The sequence below is a fragment of the Sphingomonas sp. Leaf208 genome, from assembly GCF_001421415.1.
In the GTDB taxonomy this organism is placed as follows: Bacteria; Pseudomonadota; Alphaproteobacteria; order Sphingomonadales; family Sphingomonadaceae; genus Sphingomonas.
This window is the reverse complement of the sequence record NZ_LMKH01000036.1, coordinates 283,682-305,655: the sequence shown is the minus strand read 5'-3', so window position 1 is coordinate 305,655 and position 21,974 is coordinate 283,682. Positions and strand designations below refer to the sequence as shown.

The following is a 21,974-nucleotide window of genomic DNA, read 5'->3' as shown; positions in this document are numbered from 1 at the left end:
ACCCATCGTTGCGTCTAAGCGGACCGCGCGCAAGTGGTGTCCCGATACACAGTAGCGAACGTCTGGAGGCAGGGCTTCGACGATGACGCGGCAAACCCGAGGTCGGGATCCGCATTCCAGCGCGGAGACCTCAGTCGTGAAGACCCGCCACGCCAAGTGTCCCCAGGTTCAGGGTAAGCTGCAGGTTCAGCGCATTGTCCATCTGGGCGCGTGCGCCACCGCGCGCGAACCGGTACTGGTTGAGATAGCCGACATCGGCCGTTACCGCCTTGCCGATCGGGAAGGCCAGCCCGACGATGTTGCGCATCCGCTCATACCCGGCGCGCTGGCCCCAGGTCGTGCTGTTCGGCAAAAAGAAGCTTTCGTGGCTGACGAACAAGGCCAATCGCTTGGATCCGAGCGGCAAATTGTATCGCAGCAACGGGCGGATGCGGAAGCCGATCTCGCTGCCGTCGGGGTTGAAGCGTTCGTCGAGTCGCAATCGCCCGGCGAAGCGTCCGCTGGTGACCACGATCTGCTGGCGGAGCCGGTCCTCGTCCGGCGCGAGGTTGCGACTGTGAAAGCCGACATGGCGGTATCCGAATCCGAGCTCGACGCCCTTGGCCAACTGCCAGCCGAGGAGCGCACCAAATTCGGTGGTGTAGATTCCGTCCTGGCGGTCGCTGGTCCGCGCAATCTCTTCCAGCGTCACCCGCAATTTAGGTGCGATGGGAACGACCACGTTGAGCTGCTCCCACGCCTGCGTATCCTGTTGCTGTGCCCAGGCGGGGGCGGCAACCAGAAACAGCGGCAAAATTGCCAGGGATGAAGCGCGATACATCGCATGGTGTTGGCACGGCTCGGCCAACACAGGCAATGGACTGGCGTCGCCTCGGTCCTTTTCATCGATTGCATGCCTGGCAACAATCGTGTGACGCTACGGTCTTGCTCGGCAGCCGCTAAATCGGTCGCGAGACGATGTGTCTGAAACTGATAAGGCCGGTCCCATGGTTGTGACGCGACATGGTTGAGGGCGGATCGCTGCGAACGGTAAGCGTCGGCATCAGGGAGGTGCTGGGTGCACCCCTGCCTGGCGAACCCGCCAGGGGCGACGTGAGAGCCCTTCTGCTGGGTACGCGTATCGATACCCGCAATTTGCAGGACTTCGCGGAGCCCGAGACCCTCAACCTGTCGGGGGTCGGGGCCGCGTTCGTCTTTCGCTACGGTGTCCTGGTGCTGATCGGGGCGGCGGTCGAAACCGAGCGTCGGTTCATCGAAACCCTGTCCGAGCACATCATCGACCCCCTGGCCACGCCCGAAACGGAAACCGCCTGGATCGAGATTTCCGCGGACCGCGAGGAAACGGTCAGTGCAGACGGACACATACGGTTGAGGGAGGCGTCACGGGAACGCTTGTTGCTGACGGCCACCGTCGTCGCCCGGAGCGTCGTCCTCGCGCGGGATGAAGGCCGTATTGCCGAAGCGTTCGATCGCGTGGAGCCGCTCATCAACGAACTGCGCATCCACGGTCGTGCGGTGATGCCGATCCGACGCGTCATGCAGAGCATCGGTGACGTTCTCGCCGCGCAGCACCGCGTCGTCGGCCGGGCGCAGATCTCCGAGAAGCCGGACCTGCTCTGGGATCATCCCGAACTCGACCGGCTTTACGGGCGTCTCGAAGCCGAGTTCGAACTGGGCGACCGCGCGCGCGCCATGGAACGCAAGCTCGAGGTCATCGGCGACGCTGCCGAATGGCTGCTCGACCTGGTGCAGGACAAACGCTCGTTACGGCTCGAGCTTGCCGTAATCGGGCTGATCGCCTTCGAGGTCATCCTCAACATCTACGAATTGTGGCGTCACTGACGACGATGCGCTGTCGGACCGGGCTTTAATCCGTTCATCGCACCACCTCGCGGGCGGTAGCGCGACGAGTACCACATAGCCTGTGGCCCCGCCTCGCATTCAGACGATCGGTTCAGCTCGAGTGTTCGACGACCCAGCCCGCCGGCGTACTCCGCATCGATTTCCTGCAGTAGCGGCAGATGCTCGTATCCGCGCCGCGACCCTTGAAGACGGTGTGTCTGCGAGACCGACGATGTATGCCGATCATGCATTTGGCACGTCCGATAAGTCTTTGAAACATCGCGATCTCCTTGATCGCAACGTAACGCCCGACGGGACGCCCGCGATTAAATTCGCGGTCATCCAGGTCCCGAAATAGAACATTCGCGCTCGTGATCCAGGTGGCCGCCGAATCCAGATTGCCCCTCTTATTCAGCACCGAGCGAGTTTCTCCTCCCACCCAGCCCGGCCCGCGCTGCGTTATTTCGGATCCGATGCTACCATTGCCGATCATCCCAAATCGAGGGGGATGACCTTGCTTCTGACTGGGCGGCCAAACATGTTTCATGGCTTGCTTACCAATCCGCGCTACGGATCACCGCCATGGATCACGACGCTCAGCTAGCCGGTATGGCCGAGACCGACCCTCGTCCGCAGTCGGCGGTCAGTCACGGCGCGGGTCTGTCGGGACTCGTCGGCGTGCTTGTCTGGATCGGGTTCGCGCGACACTACGGCATGGACGGGCCATATTCGGCGCTCGTCAACGTCGCCGCCTGCGGACTGCCGATGATCGTCTGGTCTTTGCTGGTCGACAAGGTTCATCGCAATCCCAGTACCGGGATCGACTGGTCGGCCGCCAGGCTCTGGCGCGAAACGCTGGACCTGAGCCTGACGAAGCTTGCCGGGCTGTGGGCGACGTGGGCGGGGATCGCGGTGATCTACGGTGCCGGGCGATTTTATTGGGAAGGCAATTTCGCGTTTGCGATGTGGTGCTTCACAAATGCCGCACCGATCCTGTTCGTCGCGTCGATCCCGTATGTGCTGTGGATCGACCGCTATCTCGTCGAGCCGCGCGACGGCGCCTGGCACCTCGGCGCGTGGCTGACCGGACACGCCGGCGTCGACCGCGAGGCGATCTACGGCCATTTGCGCGCATGGGGGGTGAAGACGTTCTTCCTCGCCTTCATGCTGGCGATCGTCCCGCCGGGCTTCGGTAACTTCGTCCGCGGCGACGTCGCGTCGGTGTTGCGTGATCCGGTCGCGCTGTCGGGCTGGCTGGTGACGCTGATGTTCCTGATCGACGTGGCGTTCGCGACGGTCGGATATCTGCTGACGTTCCGGCCGCTCGACTCGCACATCCGCAGCGCCAATCCGTATGCGGCGGCGTGGATGCCCGCGCTCATGTGCTATCCGCCGTTCATCCTGATGACCACGGGTGGCCCGCTCGATTATCATCCGGGCACGTCGGACTGGGCATACTGGTTCCAGGGGCATCCGATCCTGCTGGCGCTGATCGGCGCGGTGCTGGTCGGGCTGACCGCGATCTACGCCTGGGCGACGATGGCGTTCGGGTTCCGCTTCTCGAACCTCACCAACCGGGGAATCCTAACACACGGGCCGTACGCGGTGTCGCGGCATCCGGCGTATTTATCGAAGAACCTGTTCTGGTGGATTTCGACGATCCCGGTGCTGACGCTCGGCAGCATGGTCGACGCGGCGCGTGCGACGCTGCTGATGGCAGCGGTCAGCGGCGTGTATTACTGGCGCGCGAAGACTGAAGAGCGGCATCTGAAGCTCGACCCGGACTATCGCGTGTATTTCGACTGGATGACGCGCAACGGTCTGGTGCCGCGGTTGTTCGCAAGGCTGCGCGGCTAATCCCCCTCCCGCTTGCGGGAGGGGTTAGGGGAGGGGCTGTTCTACGCCTCTAGCGCGACGTCCGCGGCCAAGCCCTCCCCCGACCCCTCCCGCAAGCGGGAGGGGAGTAGTCAGAAGCTGGCTTCGTCGTAAACCTTGGAGACGTCGCCGTTCCAGACGCCATTGTAGCGCTCCAGCAATACCTCGGCCGGCACCTTGCCGCTCCGCACGATCTCCCGCAGCGGATCGAGGAAGCCGGTCTCGTTGTCGCCCGCCCGGTTGAACCGCGCGCGCGCCGACAGCCCCGCACCGGCGATGTCGAGCACCTGGCCCGCGATGTCACGCAGCTTCCCGCCGCCCGCGATCGGCGCGTTCAGCGCGAGCTTCGGCACCGCATCGCGCAACGCCTGGCGCTCGTCGATCGTCCAGTCCTTGACCAGGTCCCACGCCGCATCGAGCGCACCCTGATCGTACAGCAACCCGACCCACAGCGCCGGCAGCGCGCAGATTCGGTTCCACGGCCCGCCATCGGCACCACGCATCTCGAGGAAGGTCTTCAACCGGACCTCGGGGAAAGCGGTCGACAGATGATCGGTCCAGTCGTCGAGCGTCGGCTTCTCGCCCGGCAAAATGCTCAGTTCGCCCTTCAGGAAGTCGCGGAACGACAGCCCGGCGGCATCGATATACTTGCCGTCGCGGTAGACGAAGTACATCGGTACATCGAGCGCGTATTCGGCATAGCGCTCGTACCCGAAGCCATCCTCGAACACGAACGGCAGCATGCCGGTGCGGTGCGGATCGGTGTCCGACCAGATATGGCTGCGATACGACAGCATGCCGTTGGGCTTGCCCTCGGTGAACGGCGAGTTCGCGAACAGCGCGGTCGCGAGCGGCTGGAGCGCGAGCCCGACGCGGAATTTCTTCACCATGTCCGCCTCGGACGCGTAATCCAGGTTCACCTGGATCGTGCAGGTCCGCAGCATCATGTCGAGCCCCATGCTGCCGACGCGCGGCATGTGCCGCAACATGATCGCATAGCGCCCCTTCGGCATCGTCGGCAGTTCGGCACGCGTCTTGTCCGGCCACATGCCGAGCCCGAGGAAACCGATGCCGAGCTTCTCGCCCGCTGCCTTCACCTGCTCGAGGTGACGCCCGGTCTCGGCGCAGGTCTCGTGCAGCGAGTCGAGCGGCGCGCCGGACAGTTCGAACTGGCCCGCGGGCTCCAGGCTGATGCTGCCGTCGGGGCCCGACATGGCGATGGCGTTCTCGGTGCCGTCTGGGCCGCGCTCCATGACCGGCTTCCAGTCATATTGCTCAAGCTCGCCGAGCAACGCGCGGATACCGCTCGGCTCGTCATAGGACGGCGCATGATGATCGCCGTTCGCATAGACGAACTTTTCGTGCTCGGTGCCGATCCGCCACGCGTCCTTCGGCTTCTCGCCGCCTGCGAAACTGGCGATCAACTGGTCGCGCGACTCGATCGTCGGGCTGGTCTTTTTCGGAGCGGGAATCGTCGTCATCGCCGCGCCTTACGCGTCGATGAACGAGGGTGCTAGAGGGGATTCGGACCAATCGGTAGCAATGTCTACGTGGCAGTCGGGACGCCTACCAGTCGCCCGCCGCCGCCATCCACAACGCAACGGCCGCGCCTGCCGCGGTTTCCGCGCGGAGGATGCGCGGCCCCAGCCCGATGCCGACCGCGTTCGGATGCGCGCGTACCGCCTCGCGTTCGTCGGAATCGAAGCCGCCTTCGGGACCGATGAGGATCGCCGCCGGACCGGGCCGCGACCGCATCGCCTCCAGCGCTGGCACGCCGCCGGTCTCGTCCGCGAAGAACAGCGCGCGGTCCTCGGGCCAGTCGCGGAGCAATGCGGCGAGCTTCACCGGCTCGGCGACCTCGGGCAGCGCGGTGCGCCCGCATTGCTCGGCCGCCTCGATCATCTGCGTGCGCAGCCGCTCGGTATTGGGCTTGTCGACGATCGTCCGCCGCGTCACCACCGGCACCAACCGCGCGACGCCAAGCTCGCACGCCTTCTCCGCCATCCAGTCGACCCGGCCCTTCTTGAGCGGCGCGGCGCACAGCCACAGATCCGGCACGTCCTCGCGCGGCCGCAGCAACTCGGTAACGTCAAGCACCAGATCGCGCTTGCCGACGCTCGACGCGACGCCGAGCCATTCCCCGGTCCGGTCGTCGAACAGCTTCACCGGATCGCCCACTTTCATCCGCATCACCCCGACGAGATAATGCGCCGCCGGCCCATCGACGTGGAGCGGGCCGGGTGCGAGCGGCGTATCGACGAAGAGGCGCGGCGTGGATTGCGGCGGCCAGGCTGGGGTTGCAGGCATGCGGGCGTCCTAGCAAATCCTCCCCGGCACGGGGAGGGGGACCAGCGAAGCTGGTGGAGGGGGGCTTCCGCGTGAGTAACGCTTGCGTGGGGCGCCTTCGATCAGCGTTACGTTCGCGGCGATCCCCCTCCACCCTTCGCCGACGGCGAACGGTCCCCCTCCCCGTGCCGGGGAGGATGGCACTTCTCGCTCCCCTCACTGAAAGGGAGGGGCTGGGGGTGGGTTGGCTCGGAACTGCCGGCACGTCCGCCAAGCAGCCGACCCACCCCCGACCCCTCCCTTCCAGGGAGGGGAGAAGATTAGCCCTTCCGGCCCACGCAAAACTCAGTTCAGCGTCTCCGCCGCGACCACATCTTTCGCGCGATCACCCAAGCCACGACCAACACCACGACCCCAAGAATCAACACCCCCGCGACCGCGCCAGCGACCCGAAAGATCCCCCAGAACAACGCCTCGACGAAGCGGCCGACCGCGACCGAGAGGCCGATCATGCTGGAGGGTCCGAACGCGTCACACCCCACCGGTACCCGGCAAAGGCTTGCGCGCCAAACCCCGTCTTCCTACGCCCCCATCATGCAGACCAAGCCGAGCCACGCAGAAATCGTCCCCGACAGCGAGCACAGGGGTTTAGTCGGCCGCCTCCCACCAACCCTCCGCGGCCTCGCGCTGCTCGCCCGCTTCGACCGCCCGATCGGCTGGTGGCTGCTATTCTGGCCAGGCGCCTGGAGCGTCGCGCTCGCCGGTGGCGCAGTCGCGCGCTGGGACCTGATCCTCTGGCTACTCCTCGGCAGCATCGCGATGCGCGGCGCAGGCTGCGTCTTCAACGACATCGTCGACCGCGATCTAGACGCGCAAGTCGCGCGCACCCGCGCACGGCCGATCCCCAGCGGGCTTGTCTCGATCAAGCTCGCCTGGGTCTGGCTCGTCGCGCTCTGCCTGATCGGGTTCGTCGTCCTCCTGCAACTGACCTTCTTTGCCGCGATCGTCGCGCTCGCCAGCCTCGCGCCGGTGGCCGCCTACCCGTTCATGAAGCGCATCACCTGGTGGCCGCAGGCGTGGCTCGGGATCGTCTTCTCCTGGGCGTTGCTGGTCGGCTGGAGCGACATCGCCGGCGCGCTCGATAGACCGATGTGGCTGCTCTACGCCGGGTCGATCGCGTGGGTGATCGGCTACGACACGATCTACGCGCTGCAGGACCGTGAGGACGATGCGATGATCGGCATCCGCTCGTCCGCGCTCCGCATGGGTAGCCATGTGAAGGCCGGCGTCGGCATCTTCTACGTCGCCGCCGTCGCGCTCTGGGCCGCAGCCTTCTGGCAAGTCCGCCCCGACCCGCTCGCGATCGCCGCGCTCGTCCCCGTCGCGCTCCACCTCGCATGGCAGGTCGTCACGCTCAAACCCGACACGCACGAAGGCGCAGGCACCGCCGCACTCGCCCGCTTCCGCGCCAACCGGTTCGCCGGACTGCTGATGTTCCTCGCCTGCGTGGTTGTCGGCACGAGCCTGCATCCCTAACTCGCTGATATGCTGACCCCAGACCAAGCCCGCGACCGCGCCCACGACATCGTCCAGCGCGCGAGGGCGGCGGGTGCCGACGCCGCCGACGCGGTCTTCGCCGCCGATGCCGCGCTCGACGTGTCGATCCGCCTCGGCAAGCTCGAGGATATCGGCCGCTCTGAAAGCGAGGACCTCGGCCTGCGCGTGTTCGTCGGCCAGCGTTCGGCCAGCGTTTCCACCTCCGACCTCTCGACCGCGGCGATGGATGCGCTCGTCGAACGCGCGGTCGCGATGGCGCGCGAGGCCCCTGAAGATCCCTGGGCAGGTCTGGCCCCCGCCGATCGCCTGCTCCACGGCATCACCCCGATGCTCGGCCTCGATGACGGCGGGGAAGCCAGCCCCGAGCAACTCCGCGACGCCGCGCTCGAAGCCGAAGACGCCGCCCGCGCCGTCCCCGGCGTCTCGAACAGCGAAGGCGGCGGCGCCAGCGCCTCGCGCAGCGTCTGGGCGTTAGCCACCAGCCACGGGTTCGCCGGCGCCTACGCCGCGACCGGCTACGGCGTATCGGCCAGTGTGCTTGCCGGTGAAGGCGGCGGCATGCAGCGCGACTACGCCCACAGCAGCGCCCGTCTCCGCACGCATCTCGAATCGCCCGAAGCGATCGGCCGCCGCGCTGGCGAACAAGCCGTCGCGCGCCTCAACCCCGGCCGCCTTGTCAGCGGCCCCACAACGATCGTCTACGACCGCCGTGTCGGAGGATCGCTGGTAGGCCACATGCTCGGCGCGATATCCGGCCAGGCGATCACGCGAAAGACCAGCTTTTTGCTCGATTCGCTCGGCAGCCAGGTTTTCGCGCACGGCATCACGATCCGCGACGATCCGCACCGCCCGCACGGCCTCCGCTCGCGCCCGTTCGACGGCGAAGGCCTGCCCGTCTCGCCGAGCGACATCATCGAGGACGGCATGCTCGAACGCTGGCTGCTAGACTCCGCCTCGGCGCGGCAACTCGGCCTCGAACCGACCGGCCACGCCGCCCGCGGTGTCGGCGGCGGGCCCGGCGTATCGACCAGCAACGTGTTCATGGAACCGGGCCACGTGCCGCTCGAAACCCTGATCGCGGATATCGAGTCGGGCGTCTATGTCACGGAACTGATGGGCGGCGGCGCGAACGGCGTGACCGGCGACTACAGCCGTGGCGCAGCGGGCTTCCGGATCGAGAACGGCCAGATCACCACGCCGGTCGCCGAGTTCACGATCGCCGGCAACGTCAAGGACATGTTCCTCGCGATGACCCCCGCCAACGACCTCGAATTCCGCTACGGCGTCAACGTGCCGACCCTCCGCGTGGAGGGCATGACGGTGGCGAGTGGCTGAGCGGCGGCGCGCGCCCGAGCGGTCCCCTGAGTGGCTGCGCGCGATGGCTGACGCCGTCGCGAGTATCGCCGCGGAGGCCGGCGCGATGGCGCTCGACCGCTTCGACACCGACTTCCAGCGCTGGGAAAAGACCCCCGGCAGCCCGGTCTGCGAACTCGACATCGCGATCGACCGGATGCTCAAGGCGCGACTGTCGACCCTTCTCCCCGAAGCCGGCTGGCTCTCCGAGGAAACCGCCGACAGCGCCGACCGCCTCGCGCACGACCTGCTATGGGTCGTCGACCCGATCGACGGAACGCGAGACTATATCCGCGCACGTCCCGGCTGGTGCGTCTCGGTGGCGCTGGTCGACCGTGGCAAGCCGGTGATCGGCATCCTCGAAGCGCCGTCCCGCAACGAACGCTGGCATGCAGTCATAGGGCAGGGTTCGACGCGCAACGGCGTGCCGCTCAAAGCCGGCGACCGCACCGACTTCCCCGGTAGCCGTACGCCCGTAGACGCCCTCCCCAAAGCCGACCGAGACCTCGTCATGGTCCACAAACCCAACTCGATCGCGCTCCGCATAGCGATGGTCGCCGCCGACGAAGCCGACCTCGTCGCCACGCTCCGCTGGGGCAACGAATGGGACATCGCCGCCGCAATCCTCGTCGCGAGCGAAGCGGGTGCGGTAGTAAGCGATGCGCTTGGTGCACTGCTGGTGTTCAACAAGCCGCGCCCGCAGGCGTTTGGGGTGCTCGTCTCGACGCCGGGGATACACCCAGCCGCGGTCGCGCGCCTGGCGGACCGGGCCCGCGCGATCAACGGCTAGTGCCGGTTAGCGACTTGCCGTCACCGTCGTATCCGGCAGCGTCAGGTCGAGCACCTCCAGTTCGCCGGGGCCAGCCCGTCTATTGATCAGACTCCCGGTAGGCGTTTGATACGTGCCGCGCAGCGAGAACCGCTCGACCCTGTAGACGCCCCGCGCGCCCGCCGCTCCGTCCGTACCCGTATAGCGGCGCGCGGATACCTGCTTGACCAGATACCCCGCCCACCCCGTCGACCGCGATCCGCGCAGGATCTCGGCATCGTCGGTCTTGCCATCTGGCTTGATCCAGAACCCGATATCGACCCACTGGATCGAGCCGACATCGGACGAATTGGCCGGCACCGGGTTCCTGAGGTCGAATTTGGCGGCCGCGTCCCGTGCTGCCGCCTCTGCCGTTGGTTCATAGGGAGGGCCCCAGATCAGCACCGGTCGGGTCAACGTGTCGTGGCCGATCTCCCGCACCAACCGGTCGACCTGACTATCATCGGCACGTTGCGCTGCCAGTCGCAAGCGGACCACCTGCGACACCGATCGAAGCGCGGGGTCGGTCGCGGCGGGTCTTGCCTCGGCTTCGGCGAGAAGGCGGGAGGCCCCGGCGGGATCGTTCCGCGCGTTGGCCAGTTCGGCGCGACGCAATGTCGCCAGCATCGCCAACGTCGCGTTGCCGTCGGCAAGCGCCTGCCGTTCGACCGCGCGATAGGAAAGCTCCGCAGTGCGTCCGTCGCGCAGTGCCAGCCACATGTCGCCGGTGGCGAACGCGGCGGCAGTCACCGCGGGATCGTCGGGCGGCAAATTCTCGCGCAGCGTGCGAACTTGGCCACCTACCGCTTTCTTGAAGACATCCATTTCGCCGTCGTGCAGCGACACCGTCGCATAGGCTTCATATAGCGCCGCGACCGGCTTTGGTGCGATCGCGGCATTCTGCTTGTTGCGCGCAACCGCGGCAGCGAGCGTCCGCCTGGCCCGCTGATAGGCGCCTTGGCGGAATTGCTGTTCGGCAAACGCGATCGAGACCTGCGCATCGCGAAGCGGCGGGCAACCTTGTTCGACGCAGGCCTGGTATGCTTCGTCCAGACGTTTGCCCGACACGATGATGTCGGGTGTAGCAGCCTGCATCGCCAGCACGAAAAGCAACCCGATCATGGTTCAGCCTCCGGATCTATATGGCGACATCGTGCATGATTCGGATCAACGATCAAAGTCTAAATTCATCGGGTCTGATTGCAGTTCGTGGCACGCGCTTGCGCTACTGCGCGCCATTTTTCTCGTATTCGATCTTATTTCAGAAACGTGCGCGTCGCGAGATTGTCGAGGTCGCTGAAAGCCAGACGAGCGCTTCTCATTGAAACACCGGCCGATCGGCGAATTGCCAGCTACCCGAGCACGCGCTTGCCCTTCGTGCGGCTGGTCAGGTGAAATTGTAGGCAGCGGTCGCACCGATAGGCCCTCAGCGGTACGCGTCCGGTCTGCGCCACGACGAGCGCGTCGGCTTCGGACACGAAGCGCGCCTTGCGGCGGCAGACGCTGAGGCGGGTGCGCTTCACCGCCTCAATCCTTGTACTTCATCTCCAAAAATCGGCCGCGGGTCGACAAATTGTCGAGGTCGCTCTGTGCGAGGCGGGCGGTCATTTCGCCGATCTCCTGTTCGATCAGCTTCAGCCCGTCGACCAGTTCGGCGTCGGGCGAGCGACCGTTGCGCGGCGTGGTGCGGAGCGACGGCGGCACCTTCTCGTAATCCTTGACGAACGCAGGGAGCTGTTCGCCGATCAGTTTCCGCACGTCGACCGCTTCCTGCGTGTTCGCGTCGAGCGTTGCGAGTTGCGGGGTCAGCGTCTCGAGGCGCAGACCGATCCGGTCGACCAGGGTCATCGCCGGCGCGGGGAGGGCTGGGCGCTGCGCCTCCAGCCAGCGTTCGGTCTGTGCGGGGAGGGCACGGATATCGACCGCCGCGAGCCGCTCCGGCGTCGGCGCGCGTTCCGCCGGCCAGACCGCGAACAACACCGTGGCCGCGACCAGCAGCGCCATCACCAGCATCGCGCCGCCGATCCCGAGCGGCACGATCCAGCCGATCACCATCGCCGCGATCAGGATCGCGACGTCGGCGACCGCGATCCGGGTCAGCCGCTTGCCGATCGCCTGCGTCTGCCGTGCCCGTCCCCGCGATGGCGAGCGCGCGATGACGGTGCCCGTCCGGTCGTCGGAAATGCGCGACCAGGAGGCGCGGGCGCTGGCGATGGCGTCGTCGACTTCGCTCACGAGGGTTACATCGCCTCCAGCTTGAACGGGCTAGGCGACGAGGGTCCACCCAACTGCCCCTGCGTCGCACCCTCCGCGCGGGCAATGTAACCGCGGGATTTATCGACCTCGTTCGACAGCGCGCCGACGGTGACCTTCATCGAATTGAGCGCCTTCAGCTTGAACACGTCGATCGCGTCCATCGTGTCGTAGATGTTCTGGAACGCGCGTTGCAGCGTTTCTAGCGGGATCGTCGCCGACGCCGCCTGTTCGTGAATCTGCGCGGTCTGCGATTTGAGCAGCTTGCCGGTCGAATCGATGATGTTCGCGGTCGTCGTGTTGAGCGCGGTGATCTGTTCCAGCACCAGCTTCTGGTTGGTCAGCGCCTGCGCCACCGTCACCGCGGTGCGCAGCGCCGAGACGGTCGTGGTCGAGGCGCGATCGACGCCCTTCACCAGCTCGACATTGTTCTTCTTGACCAGATCGAGCGCGAGATAGCCCTGTACGGTCACCGCCATCTGCGTCAGCAGGTCCTGCGTGCGCTGGCGCGTGTAGAACAGCGCCGTTTCGCGGATCGCCTTCGCCTTGGCGGGATCGCTGTGGTCGAGATCGTTGGCGACGTCCTCCAGCTTCGCGTCCATCGTCTTCGACAGGTGGATCATCTGCTCGAGCCGGCCCATCGCCGCCCACAGGTTCGCGCGCTCGGTATCGATCGCGGCATTGTCCATCAGCAGCTCGTCCTTGCCCGAGCCGAGGCTCTTCAGGATCTGCGCGATGTGCGTCTGCGACGACTTATAGCCGTCGAAATAATTGCGCATCTTGCCCCCGAACGGGATGATCCCGAACAGCTTCTGCGGCGCGGTGAGGTTGCTCTTCTTGCCGGGATCGAGATCCTCGACGACGCGGCGCAGCTCGGCGAGGTCCTTGCCGACGCCGGTCTCCTGATCCATCGCCTTGACCGGGCGATCGAGGAAGCGGTTCGACTGGCCGGCGGCGTCGCGGATTTCCTTCGCGCCCATCGCGGTGATCGCGTCGACGCGCTTGCCGAATTCGGGCGAGTTGACGTCCTGCGCAACCAGATCGGTGACGAAGCCCGACACGCGCTCCTCCAGCTGCGACTTCACGCCGGCATCGACGGGGACGAGGCCGGACGCCTTCGCGGCGGCGACCGTGGGCACCGGATCGGGCGGGGTCAGCACCAGGCCAGGCTCTTCCGTCAGCGTGTTCGGGGTCGTCGCCATGCTCGTGTCTCCGTTCGGTGGGGCATCGTGGCTGCAACCCGCCCCGCGTTCAAGTGGCGTATATAGATAATACACTCAGGCTTGCCAACAGCTCTCCTTGAAACCGGGCGCTTGCGTGGACAGCTTGGTCGCGACATCACAGGAGTTCCAGCATGCGCGCCATCGGCTATACCAAGTCGCTCCCGATCGACGATCCGCAGTCGCTCGTCGAGTTCGACCTCCCCAAGCCCGAAGCGACTGGCCGCGATCTGCTGGTCGAGGTGAAGGCGGTTTCGGTCAACCCGGTCGACACCAAGATCCGCCAGCGGCGCGAAGATCCGGACGGCAAGCCGCAGGTGCTGGGCTGGGACGCATCGGGCGTCGTCGTCGCGGTCGGTCCGGACGTGACCGGGTTCAAGGCCGGCGACGAAGTGTTCTACGCAGGCGCGATCGACCGGCCGGGGACCAATTCCGAATATCACCTCGTCGACGAACGCATCGTCGGGCACAAGCCGACGTCGCTCGACTGGGCGCAGGCGGCGGCGCTGCCGCTGACCTCGGTCACCGCGTGGGAGACGCTGTTCGACCGGCTCGACGTGCGCAAACCCGTCCCCGGTGCGGCGAACGCGATCCTGATCATCGGCGGGGCAGGCGGGGTCGGCTCGATCACGATCCAGCTCGCGCGGCAACTCACCGACCTGACCGTGATCGCCACCGCCTCGCGCGACGAGACGCGCGGCTGGGTCGAGGAGCTCGGCGCGCATCACGTGATCGACCACCGCAAGCCGCTCGCCGCGCAGGTCGAGGCGCTCGGGCTCGGCGCACCGGGGTTCGTGTTCTCCACGACTCATACCGACGAACACATCGCCGAGATCGGCGAGCTGCTGGCGCCCCAGGGCCGGCTGGCGCTGATCGACGATCCGAAGACGCTCGACATCGTGCCGCTGAAGCAGAAGTCGATCTCGGTGCACTGGGAACTGATGTACACGCGCTCGCTGTTCCAGACCGCGGACATGGGCGAGCAGGGGGTGTTGCTCGACGAGGTCGCGCGGCTGGTGGATGCGGGGACGATCCGGACGACGCTCGCGGAGAACTTCGGGAAGATCGACGCGGCGAATTTGCGGAAGGCGCATGAGCGGATCGAGAGCCACACGGCCAAGGGGAAGATCGTGCTGGAGGGGTTCTGAGTTCTAGAAATGCCACCACCCCGGCGAAGGCCGGGGCCCAGTTGGGGGACGTTGCTAACGGATGGCGGCGCGTCGTTATTGCCGCCTTTCCAACTGGGCCCCGGCCTCCGCCGGGGTGGATAGTGGAGGATGGGACGCTTCAGGTGGTCGCTACTTCACGATCCTCTCCCGCCAGGGGGAGGTGGCAGGCGTCAGCCTGACGGAGGGGGAGGCACGCGCCAACCTCTGCTCCGTGTCCTCCCCCTCCGTCCCCTTCGGCGACACCTCCCCCTGGCGGGGGAGGATTGCAATATCCGCTCTGGCGCCCCGGCAAACACGCGATACGCTGCTCACCATGCTCCGCCCGCTGATCCTCGCGCTCGCCCTCCTCCCCGCGGCAGCGACGAATCGTCCCCCACCAGCCGACCCACTCACCGCAACGATCCACACCGAAGACGCCGACCGCTTCGCCGCGCTCTTCGCCAGGATCAAGGGCAAACCCACCGCCGCGCAACTCAAACGCGAGTATCTCGACAAGGGCAGTTTCGGGATTGGCGTCTTCACCCCCGGCCGGATCGTCGACGCGGATACGCTAGCGCGCGCCATCGCCGCCAACCCCACCCGCTACGCACAGGCGATCAAGACCTGCCTCCCCGCCGCCAAGGCCGCCACCGCCGATCTCCGCTCAATCTATCTCGGTCTCCACGGCGCACTCCCCGACGTGAAGCTTCCGCAGGTCTATATAGTCTTCGGCGCGAACACCTCCGGCGGCACCGCCAAGCCCGGCGCGCAGGTGCTCGGCCTCGAAGTGCTCTGCCGCATGTCGCCGACGCCCGAGAAACTGCGCCAGACGCTCCGCCATTTCTTCGCGCACGAGACGGTGCATTCCTTCCAGCAGGACGCCGGCATGACGCTCGCCCGCGATCCGCTGCTCACCGCGATCCTGGCCGAGGGCGCGGCGGACTTCATCGCGCAACTCGTCACCGGCGAGGAGCCCGACGCCGCCCGCGCCGCCTGGGCCACCCCGCGCGAGGCGGAACTCTGGCGCCAGATGCAGGCCGACATCGCGCTCACCCGCAAGCTCACCGACAAGGACGACCCCGAGGAAGGCTCACCCGAAGCCAAGGCCTATGCCCGCTGGATCGGCAACTACTCCACGCCGCCCGCCGGCTGGCCGCCCGAACTCGGCTATTGGATGGGGCTGCGGATCTGGCAGCGTTACTATGCCGCGGCGCCTGACAAGCACGCCGCGCTGAGGGCAATGCTGGCGGTTCGCGATCCCCGTGCTATTCTCGGCGCCGGAACATACAAGCGCCGCGGAGGTTCCCTCTAAAGGCGACGAAATGCCGCTGCATCTTCCCGCGGCGCAACAATTACGCTATGGCGCGCGCCAACCCCGTTCCTCGATCAAGAGAATACATTCATGAGCCTCCGCAACGTGGCGATCATTGCGCACGTCGATCACGGCAAGACGACGCTGGTCGACCAGCTCTTCCGCCAGTCCGGCACCTTCCGCGACAACCAGCGCGTCGAAGAGCGCGCAATGGATTCGAACGACCTCGAAAAAGAGCGTGGCATCACCATTCTCGCCAAGCCGACCTCGGTCGACTGGACCCCTCCCGGCGAGTCCGAGAGCATCCGCATCAACATCGTCGACACGCCCGGCCACGCCGATTTCGGCGGTGAAGTCGAGCGCATCCTGTCGATGGTCGACGGCGTCGTCCTGCTGGTCGATTCGTCGGAAGGCGCGATGCCGCAGACCAAGTTCGTCACCGGCAAGGCGCTGGCGCTCGGCCTGAAGCCGATCGTCGTCGTCAACAAGGTCGATCGTAACGACGCGCGCATTCAGGAAGTGCTCGACGAAGTGTTCGATCTGTTCGTGTCGCTCGACGCCAACGACGACCAGCTCGACTTCCCCGTGCTCTACGCATCGGGTCGCAACGGCTATGCATCGACCGACATGGACGCGCGCGAAGGCACGCTGATCCCGATGTTCGAGACGATCGTGAAGCACGTGCCGCCGCCCGCCGTGGAAGTCGCCGGCGTGCCGTTCACCTTCCTCGTCACGCTGCTCGACCGCGATCCGTTCCTCGGCCGCGTCCTCACGGGTCGCGTCAATTCGGGTACCGTGAAGACCAACCAGGCGATCCACGCACTCGATAACGACGGTAAGATCATCGAGACCGGTCGTGCGTCCAAGATCATGTCGTTCCGTGGTCTCGAGCGCGTTCCCGTCGACGAAGCCAAGGCCGGCGACATCATCTCGCTGGCAGGTCTCTCGGTCGCTACGGTTGCCGACACGATCGCCGACATCACGGTGACCGAGCCGCTGCACGCGCAGCCGATCGATCCCCCCACGCTGTCGATGCGTTTTGCCGTGAACGATTCGCCGATGGCGGGCCGTGAGGGCAGCAAGGTGACGTCGCGTATGATCCGCGAGCGCCTGTTCCGCGAAGCCGAGTCGAACGTCGCCGTGAAGGTGACCGAGGCGGCCGACAAGGACAGCTTCGAAGTCGCCGGCCGCGGCGAGCTTCAGCTGGGCGTGCTGATCGAGACGATGCGCCGCGAGGGCTTCGAGCTGGGCATCTCGCGTCCGCGCGTACTGTTCGGCGAGGACGAGAACGGCAAGAAGACCGAGCCGTACGAGACCGTCATCATCGACGTCGACGAGGAGCATTCGGGTACCGTCGTCGAGAAGATGAACACGCGTAAGGCCGAGCTGACCGACATGCGTCCGTCGACCGGCGGCAAGACCCGCATCACCTTCTCGGCGCCGTCGCGCGGGATGATCGGCTATCATGGCGAATTCCTGTCCGACACGCGCGGCACGGGGATCATGAACCGGCTGTTCGAGAAGTACGGTCCGCACAAGGGCGCGATCGAAGGCCGCAAGAACGGCGTGCTGATCTCGAACGGTTCGGGCGAGGCGAACAACTACGCACTGGGTCCGCTCGAAGAGCGCGGCATCCTGTTCGTGGGCCACGGCGAGGCGCTCTATGAGGGCATGATCGTCGGCGAGAACGCCAAGCCGGACGACCTCGAGGTCAACCCGATGAAGACCAAGGCGCTGACCAACTTCCGCGCTTCGGGCGGCAAGGACGACCAGGTCCGCCTGTCCCCGCCGAAGCGCGCGACGCTGGAGCAGGCGATTGCGTATATCGACGACGACGAGATGGTCGAAGTCACGCCGAAGTCGATCCGCCTGCGCAAGCGCTTCCTGGATGCGAACGAGCGCAAGCGGGCTAGCCGGGCTAAGCAGAGCGCGTAAGCCTGGCACGGCGAAGCCGGCCAAGCTTACAAGCTCGGCCGGCCTCGCTCAGGCGAGGTCCGACGACGCGGCTTTGCCGCGGCGCGCTGGCTAGGAAATGAAGAAGGGCCGGGGGGAAACCTCCGGCCCTTTTGTTTTGTGCTAGAAAGACCGAGGGCAGCACTCACGCTGACGGCAACGCGAGCGGTCAGGACTCAATAGGTGCACCTCCCCGGCGAAGGCCGGGGCCCAGGTGGAAAGGTCGCAGTAACTCGGCGCTGCCCTTCGTTAGCGACGTCCCCCAACTGGACCCCGGCCTTCGCCGGGGAGGTGCCTATTTCTAGGATATGAGGGCATTCTCAAATTCCTCTCCCATCGGGAGAGGAAGAGACGCCAAAGGCGGCGAAAGGTGAGGGCACGGAGCACTACCGCCCCTCAAGCAGCAGTAATCCGCCCACCTCGCGCCAACATCTCCCCACTCGTCACAATAACCCGATCCCCAAGCTTAACCTGCTCGAAAATCAGCTTCGCAAACGCGGTCGGCACCCCAACACACCCATGCGTAGCGTACTTCCCATCCATCAACGCGCTGCCGTGGATCGAAACCCCATCATTGGTCAGCCGCATCATGTACGGCATCGGCGCCCCGTACAGGTTCGACACATGATGCGCGTCCTTCTGCGTGATCTTGAACACGCCGAGCGGGGTAGGCTTCTCGTCCGCACCATAGATCACGGCCGCCGTCCCGATCTCGTACCCGCTGCGAAAGATCGACAAGGTCTGCGCCACCAAGTCGACCGTGATCACGATCGGCCCCTCCGGCACGCCCTCGGTATCCCAATAATACGCGCCATGCCGCAAAGGCTCGGGCACGTTCAGCACCCGCTTCACGACATACGCATCGGCCGGGTCCTCCGCAGCGACCGCAACGGGCTTCGGCGCCGCTTTCGCAACCGGCGCGGCGATCCGAGCCACCCGAGCAGGCGCCTCGACCGCCCGTACCTTCACCGGCGACCCGGACAAGGCCAGTCCACCGATCAGCACCGCACTCCCGCCGAGCACGGCAAAGGCGATCGCTCGCGTCGTCATCATCCTGCGCATCGCCGCACCCTAACCGATATTCGTAAACATTGCCCAGCAGTGCCGCGCCGCCCGTGTCCCCGCACGGGACCAGCTCCGCCAGCTATACCGTGGGTTAACAAGCCGTTCCGAACCAGTTCAGACCGAATCGCCTAAATGCTGAAACACGGTCGGACACTTATGCGTTTGTCCCAAGCGGACCGGGCGTAACTAGTAACGGAGTTCGGAAGAGATGAACGGATTTTTCAAGAAAGCAGGCCTTGGCGTAGCACTCGCCGCAACGGCTCTGACGGCAGCAGCACCAGCCGACGCGCAGCGTTGGGGACGCGGCGGCTATGGGCGCGGCTACGGCGGCGGTTGGCACGGCCATCGTGGCGGCGGAAACGCAGCCGGCGCCGCGGTGCTCGGCGGCATCCTCGGCCTGGGTGTCGGCGCGGCGATTGCCAGCAGCAACAACCGCAATCGGTACTATGACCGCGGTTACTATAATGGCGGCTATTACGCGCAGCCACCGGTGGCCTATTACAACCCACCGGTACGCACCTACTACCGCGAGGATTACCGCCCGCGGTGCTGGAACGAGTGGCGCGTCGACCCCTATTACGGCGACCGGGTCGCGGTGCAGGTCTGCAGCTGATCCGATCAAACGATCGCATGGAGGCGTCGGGAGCAATCCCGGCGCCTCTTTTGCGTCCGGTGCCTTTTTTCTGGCGCGCCCCCGGTGCTTGCCGCTAGACGCGCGACCATGACCGACACGCCAAACACGCCCGAGACCGAAGCCGCCACCACCCCGGCCGCAACCGGCGACACGCCCCCCGATCGCCTGTCGATCAACCAGCGCAGCCCGTTCTTCCAGCAGGACCTGCTCGAACGCGGCATCGGCATCCGCTTCAAGGACAAGGTGCGCCACGACGTCGAGGAATATTGCATCTCGGAAGGCTGGATCCGAGTCGCGCTCGGCAAGAAGGTCGACCGCAACGGCAACGCTCTGACACTGAAGCTGGTCGGGCCGGTGGAGGCTTGGTTCGAGCGGCCGGCAGCCGGCGCGGACACCGACGAGGGCTGACCTTCTTCCCCCCTCCCTGAAAGGGAGGGGCCGGGGGTGGGTAGGCTGCTTGGGATCCACCCGAGCCCGCCAACAGGCCGACCCACCCCCAACCCCTCCCTTCCAGGGAGGGGCGTAAGGAGAGGGTTAAGCCTCCACGCCCTCAAGCGCCTCGCTAGCCTCGAGCCACTTCGCCTCGCTAGCCTCGAGCTTCGCATGCACCTCGGCGCGACGCTTGCTCAGGTCCCCCATCGACATCCGCGAGAACCGCGGCTCCGCACTCGCCGGATCCACCATCGCGCGGTCCAGAGCATTGCGCTCCTTGGTGAACTTGGCCGTCTGCTCCTCGATCTCGCGCAAAGCCTTGCGCAGAGCGGCGTCATTACTCTTCGCCTCGGCGGCGGCCTTCTTGCCCGCCTTCTTGTCGGCCTTCGACGCCGCATCGCCCTTGCCGCCATCGCCCTTCAGGACGAACGCGATGTAATCGTCGAGGCTGCCGTCGAATTCCTTCGCCGTCCCGTCGTCGACCAGCACCAGCCGATCCGCGGTCAGCTCCAGCATGTGCCGGTCATGACTGACCAGCACCACGGCGCCGGTATACGCGTTGAGCGCCTGCACGAGCGCCTCACGCGCATCGACGTCCAGATGGTTGGTCGGCTCATCGAGGATCAGCAGGTGCGGCGCATCGCGCGTGATCAGCGCCAGCGCCAGACGCGCCCGCTCGCCACCCGACAGCTTGCCGACCCGGGTCGTCGCCTTGTCGCCCGAGAAGCCGAACCGCCCCAATTGCGCGCGCACCGCCGCCGGCGTCGCGCCCTTCATCAGATGCGACATATGCTCGATCGGCGAGTCGGTCGGATCGAGTTCCTCGACCTGATACTGGGTGAAGTATCCCACCTTCATCTTGCCCGACGACGACATCTCGCCGTCCATCGGCGTCAGCTGCGCCGCCAGCAGCCGCGCGAGCGTGGTCTTGCCGTTGCCGTTGCGCCCGAGCAGCGCGACCCGGTCGTCGGGATCGAGCCGCATGTTAAGCCGCTTCAGGATCGGCACGTCGGCATAGCCCACCGTCGCCATGTCGAGCGTGATCAACGGCGGCCGCAGTTCGGTCGGGTTGGGGAAGCCGAACGACAGCGTCGGATCGTTGTAGCTCTCGGCGATCGGCTGCATCTTCGACAGCATCTTCTGTCGCGACTGCGCCTGCTTGGCCGTAGAAGCACGGGCCGAATTCTTGGCGATATATTCCTGCAGCTTCTCGCGCTGCACCGCCTGGTTGGCGCGCGCCGCCTCGATCTGCGCGAGGCGCTCGGCACGCTGGCGCTCGAACGCGTCATAGCCGCCGGGATACAGCGTGATCTTGCCGCCCTGCAGATGCAGAATGTGATCGACCACGTTGTTGAGGAAATCGCGCTCGTGGCTGACCACCACGATCGTCGCCTTGTAGCCCTTGAGGAAGTCCTCGAGCCACATCACCGCTTCGAGATCGAGATGGTTCGAAGGCTCGTCGAGCAGCAGCAGGTCAGGCTGCGAGAACAGCAGAGCGGCGAGTGCCACGCGCATCTTCCAGCCACCCGAGAAGCTGTCGAGCGTCCGCGCCTGCATGTCCTCGTCGAAGCCCAGACCCAGCAGGATCTGCGCGGCGCGGGCGGGCGCGGTGTACGCGTCGATCGCGATCAGCCGCTCGTACACGTCGCCGAGCCGGTCGGGATCCTCGCTCGTCTCGCTCTCGATCATCAGCGCGGCGCGCTCCAGATCGGCTTCGAGCACGGTCTCGAACGGGGTCTTCACGCCGTGCGGCGCTTCCTGCGCGAGGTAGCCGATGCGGGCGCCCTTCGGCATGTCGGCCGAGCCGTCGTCCGGCTCCAACTGCCCCGCGATCACGCGCACCATCGTCGACTTGCCCGCGCCGTTGCGCCCGATCAGCCCGACGCGCGAGCCCGGCGGCAACGCGGCCGTGGCGCCATCGAGGATAACGCGTCCGCCCAGGCGCACCGTGATATTGTTCAGGTTCAGCATGCGCGAGCCGTTAGCAGATGCAGCATGGTTTTGCGAGGGTCGGGTGTCTCTCGCGGTGGAGCGGCGAGAGCTCCTTTGGAAGAAGCTGTTCCCCCGCGAAGGCGGGGGCCCAGGATCACAAACGCCACCGCCCGAGATCCTGGACCCCCGCCTCCGCGGGGGAACAAGAAAGGGCATATTGAGGCCCATGACCACTCCGCATGGCCACCACCCCGGCGAAGGCCGGGGCCCAGTTGGCAAGGTGGTCGTAACGAAGCACAGTCCG

General features: G+C 66.2%; 20 protein-coding genes. 10 read left to right on the top strand and 10 right to left on the bottom strand.

Annotated features, from left to right (window positions below):
• Positions 1-130: 130 nt before the first annotated feature.
• On the bottom strand, positions 131-793 hold the full coding sequence (locus ASE69_RS18970; protein WP_235518986.1) for a DUF2490 domain-containing protein: 663 nt from the start codon (positions 791-793) through the stop codon (positions 131-133).
• A 341-nt stretch (positions 794-1,134) separates the two neighbouring features.
• On the opposite strand from ASE69_RS18970, the gene ASE69_RS18965 reads away from it, so the two are divergent.
• Together ASE69_RS18965 and ASE69_RS18960 are read left to right on the top strand one after the other, a co-directional pair.
• The gene (locus ASE69_RS18965; RefSeq protein ID WP_235518985.1) at positions 1,135-1,842 is read left to right on the top strand and encodes an RMD1 family protein; all 708 of its coding nucleotides are present in this window, start codon (positions 1,135-1,137) and stop codon (positions 1,840-1,842) included.
• Between the two features lie 582 nt (positions 1,843-2,424).
• A complete protein-coding gene (locus ASE69_RS18960; RefSeq protein WP_235518984.1) occupies positions 2,425-3,699 on the top strand; it encodes a methyltransferase family protein in 1,275 nt (424 codons plus the stop codon).
• Positions 3,700-3,809: 110 nt separating this feature from the next.
• On the opposite strand, the gene ASE69_RS18955 is transcribed toward ASE69_RS18960, so the two are convergent.
• From ASE69_RS18955 to ASE69_RS22665, 3 genes are all read right to left on the bottom strand, one after another.
• On the bottom strand, positions 3,810-5,198 hold the full coding sequence (locus ASE69_RS18955) for a glutamate--cysteine ligase (RefSeq protein ID WP_056489970.1): 1,389 nt from the start codon (positions 5,196-5,198) through the stop codon (positions 3,810-3,812).
• A gap of 85 nt (positions 5,199-5,283) precedes the next feature.
• A complete protein-coding gene (locus ASE69_RS18950; protein WP_056489967.1) occupies positions 5,284-6,024 on the bottom strand; it encodes a 16S rRNA (uracil(1498)-N(3))-methyltransferase in 741 nt (246 codons plus the stop codon).
• A 329-nt stretch (positions 6,025-6,353) separates the two neighbouring features.
• A complete protein-coding gene (locus ASE69_RS22665; protein WP_200924203.1) occupies positions 6,354-6,515 on the bottom strand; it encodes a hypothetical protein in 162 nt (53 codons plus the stop codon).
• An 82-nt stretch (positions 6,516-6,597) separates the two neighbouring features.
• Between ASE69_RS22665 and ubiA the strand changes: the two genes are divergently transcribed.
• From ubiA to ASE69_RS18935, 3 genes are read left to right on the top strand one after another with little or no spacing between them, the layout of a single operon-like run.
• Positions 6,598-7,539: a 4-hydroxybenzoate octaprenyltransferase gene (gene ubiA, locus ASE69_RS18945; RefSeq protein ID WP_056489964.1), complete on the top strand. Its 942-nt coding sequence runs from the start codon at positions 6,598-6,600 to the stop codon at positions 7,537-7,539.
• Positions 7,540-7,548: 9 nt separating this feature from the next.
• Positions 7,549-8,895 carry a TldD/PmbA family protein gene (locus tag ASE69_RS18940; RefSeq protein WP_056489961.1) on the top strand — a complete coding sequence of 449 codons (1,347 nt, stop codon included), beginning with the start codon at positions 7,549-7,551 and terminating at the stop codon, positions 8,893-8,895.
• A 43-nt stretch (positions 8,896-8,938) separates the two neighbouring features.
• Positions 8,939-9,703 (top strand): 3'(2'),5'-bisphosphate nucleotidase CysQ, encoded by a 765-nt coding sequence (locus ASE69_RS18935; protein ID WP_056489958.1) that lies wholly within the window; start codon positions 8,939-8,941, stop codon positions 9,701-9,703.
• Positions 9,704-9,709: 6 nt separating this feature from the next.
• Here the strand turns inward: ASE69_RS18935 and ASE69_RS18930 are convergent, their stop codons facing one another.
• The 4 genes from ASE69_RS18930 to ASE69_RS18920 form a co-directional block, all read right to left on the bottom strand.
• A complete protein-coding gene (locus ASE69_RS18930) occupies positions 9,710-10,843 on the bottom strand; it encodes a hypothetical protein (RefSeq protein ID WP_056489955.1) in 1,134 nt (377 codons plus the stop codon).
• 230 nt (positions 10,844-11,073) lie between these two features.
• The gene (locus ASE69_RS22660) at positions 11,074-11,244 is read right to left on the bottom strand and encodes a hypothetical protein (RefSeq protein ID WP_167397711.1); all 171 of its coding nucleotides are present in this window, start codon (positions 11,242-11,244) and stop codon (positions 11,074-11,076) included.
• 4 nt (positions 11,245-11,248) lie between these two features.
• Positions 11,249-11,956 (bottom strand): hypothetical protein, encoded by a 708-nt coding sequence (locus tag ASE69_RS18925; RefSeq protein ID WP_235518983.1) that lies wholly within the window; start codon positions 11,954-11,956, stop codon positions 11,249-11,251.
• A 5-nt stretch (positions 11,957-11,961) separates the two neighbouring features.
• Positions 11,962-13,176 carry a toxic anion resistance protein gene (locus tag ASE69_RS18920; protein ID WP_056489952.1) on the bottom strand — a complete coding sequence of 405 codons (1,215 nt, stop codon included), beginning with the start codon at positions 13,174-13,176 and terminating at the stop codon, positions 11,962-11,964.
• A gap of 152 nt (positions 13,177-13,328) precedes the next feature.
• On the opposite strand from ASE69_RS18920, the gene ASE69_RS18915 reads away from it, so the two are divergent.
• The 3 genes from ASE69_RS18915 to typA all read left to right on the top strand — a co-directional run bounded on the left by ASE69_RS18915 (position 13,329) and on the right by typA (position 17,589).
• Positions 13,329-14,342, top strand: coding sequence for a zinc-binding alcohol dehydrogenase family protein (locus ASE69_RS18915; protein ID WP_056489949.1), 1,014 nt, complete (start codon positions 13,329-13,331; stop codon positions 14,340-14,342).
• Positions 14,343-14,676: 334 nt separating this feature from the next.
• Positions 14,677-15,654 carry a hypothetical protein gene (locus ASE69_RS18905; RefSeq protein ID WP_056489942.1) on the top strand — a complete coding sequence of 326 codons (978 nt, stop codon included), beginning with the start codon at positions 14,677-14,679 and terminating at the stop codon, positions 15,652-15,654.
• Between the two features lie 90 nt (positions 15,655-15,744).
• Positions 15,745-17,589 carry a translational GTPase TypA gene (gene typA / locus ASE69_RS18900; protein ID WP_056051990.1) on the top strand — a complete coding sequence of 615 codons (1,845 nt, stop codon included), beginning with the start codon at positions 15,745-15,747 and terminating at the stop codon, positions 17,587-17,589.
• Positions 17,590-18,003: 414 nt separating this feature from the next.
• Here typA and ASE69_RS18895 read toward each other — a convergent pair whose 3' ends face one another.
• Entirely contained in the window at positions 18,004-18,669 is a 666-nt protein-coding gene (locus ASE69_RS18895) for a L,D-transpeptidase family protein (RefSeq protein ID WP_082453241.1), read from the bottom strand.
• Positions 18,670-18,880: 211 nt separating this feature from the next.
• On the opposite strand from ASE69_RS18895, the gene ASE69_RS18890 reads away from it, so the two are divergent.
• Both ASE69_RS18890 and ASE69_RS18885 read left to right on the top strand, forming a co-directional pair.
• Positions 18,881-19,285 carry a hypothetical protein gene (locus ASE69_RS18890; RefSeq protein WP_056489939.1) on the top strand — a complete coding sequence of 135 codons (405 nt, stop codon included), beginning with the start codon at positions 18,881-18,883 and terminating at the stop codon, positions 19,283-19,285.
• Positions 19,286-19,393: 108 nt separating this feature from the next.
• Complete coding sequence (locus ASE69_RS18885; protein WP_056489936.1) at positions 19,394-19,714, top strand: DUF3297 family protein; 321 nt, start codon at positions 19,394-19,396, stop codon at positions 19,712-19,714.
• Positions 19,715-19,840: 126 nt separating this feature from the next.
• Here the strand turns inward: ASE69_RS18885 and ASE69_RS18880 are convergent, their stop codons facing one another.
• On the bottom strand, positions 19,841-21,709 hold the full coding sequence (locus ASE69_RS18880) for an ABC-F family ATP-binding cassette domain-containing protein (protein WP_056489932.1): 1,869 nt from the start codon (positions 21,707-21,709) through the stop codon (positions 19,841-19,843).
• Positions 21,710-21,974: the final 265 nt, after the last annotated feature.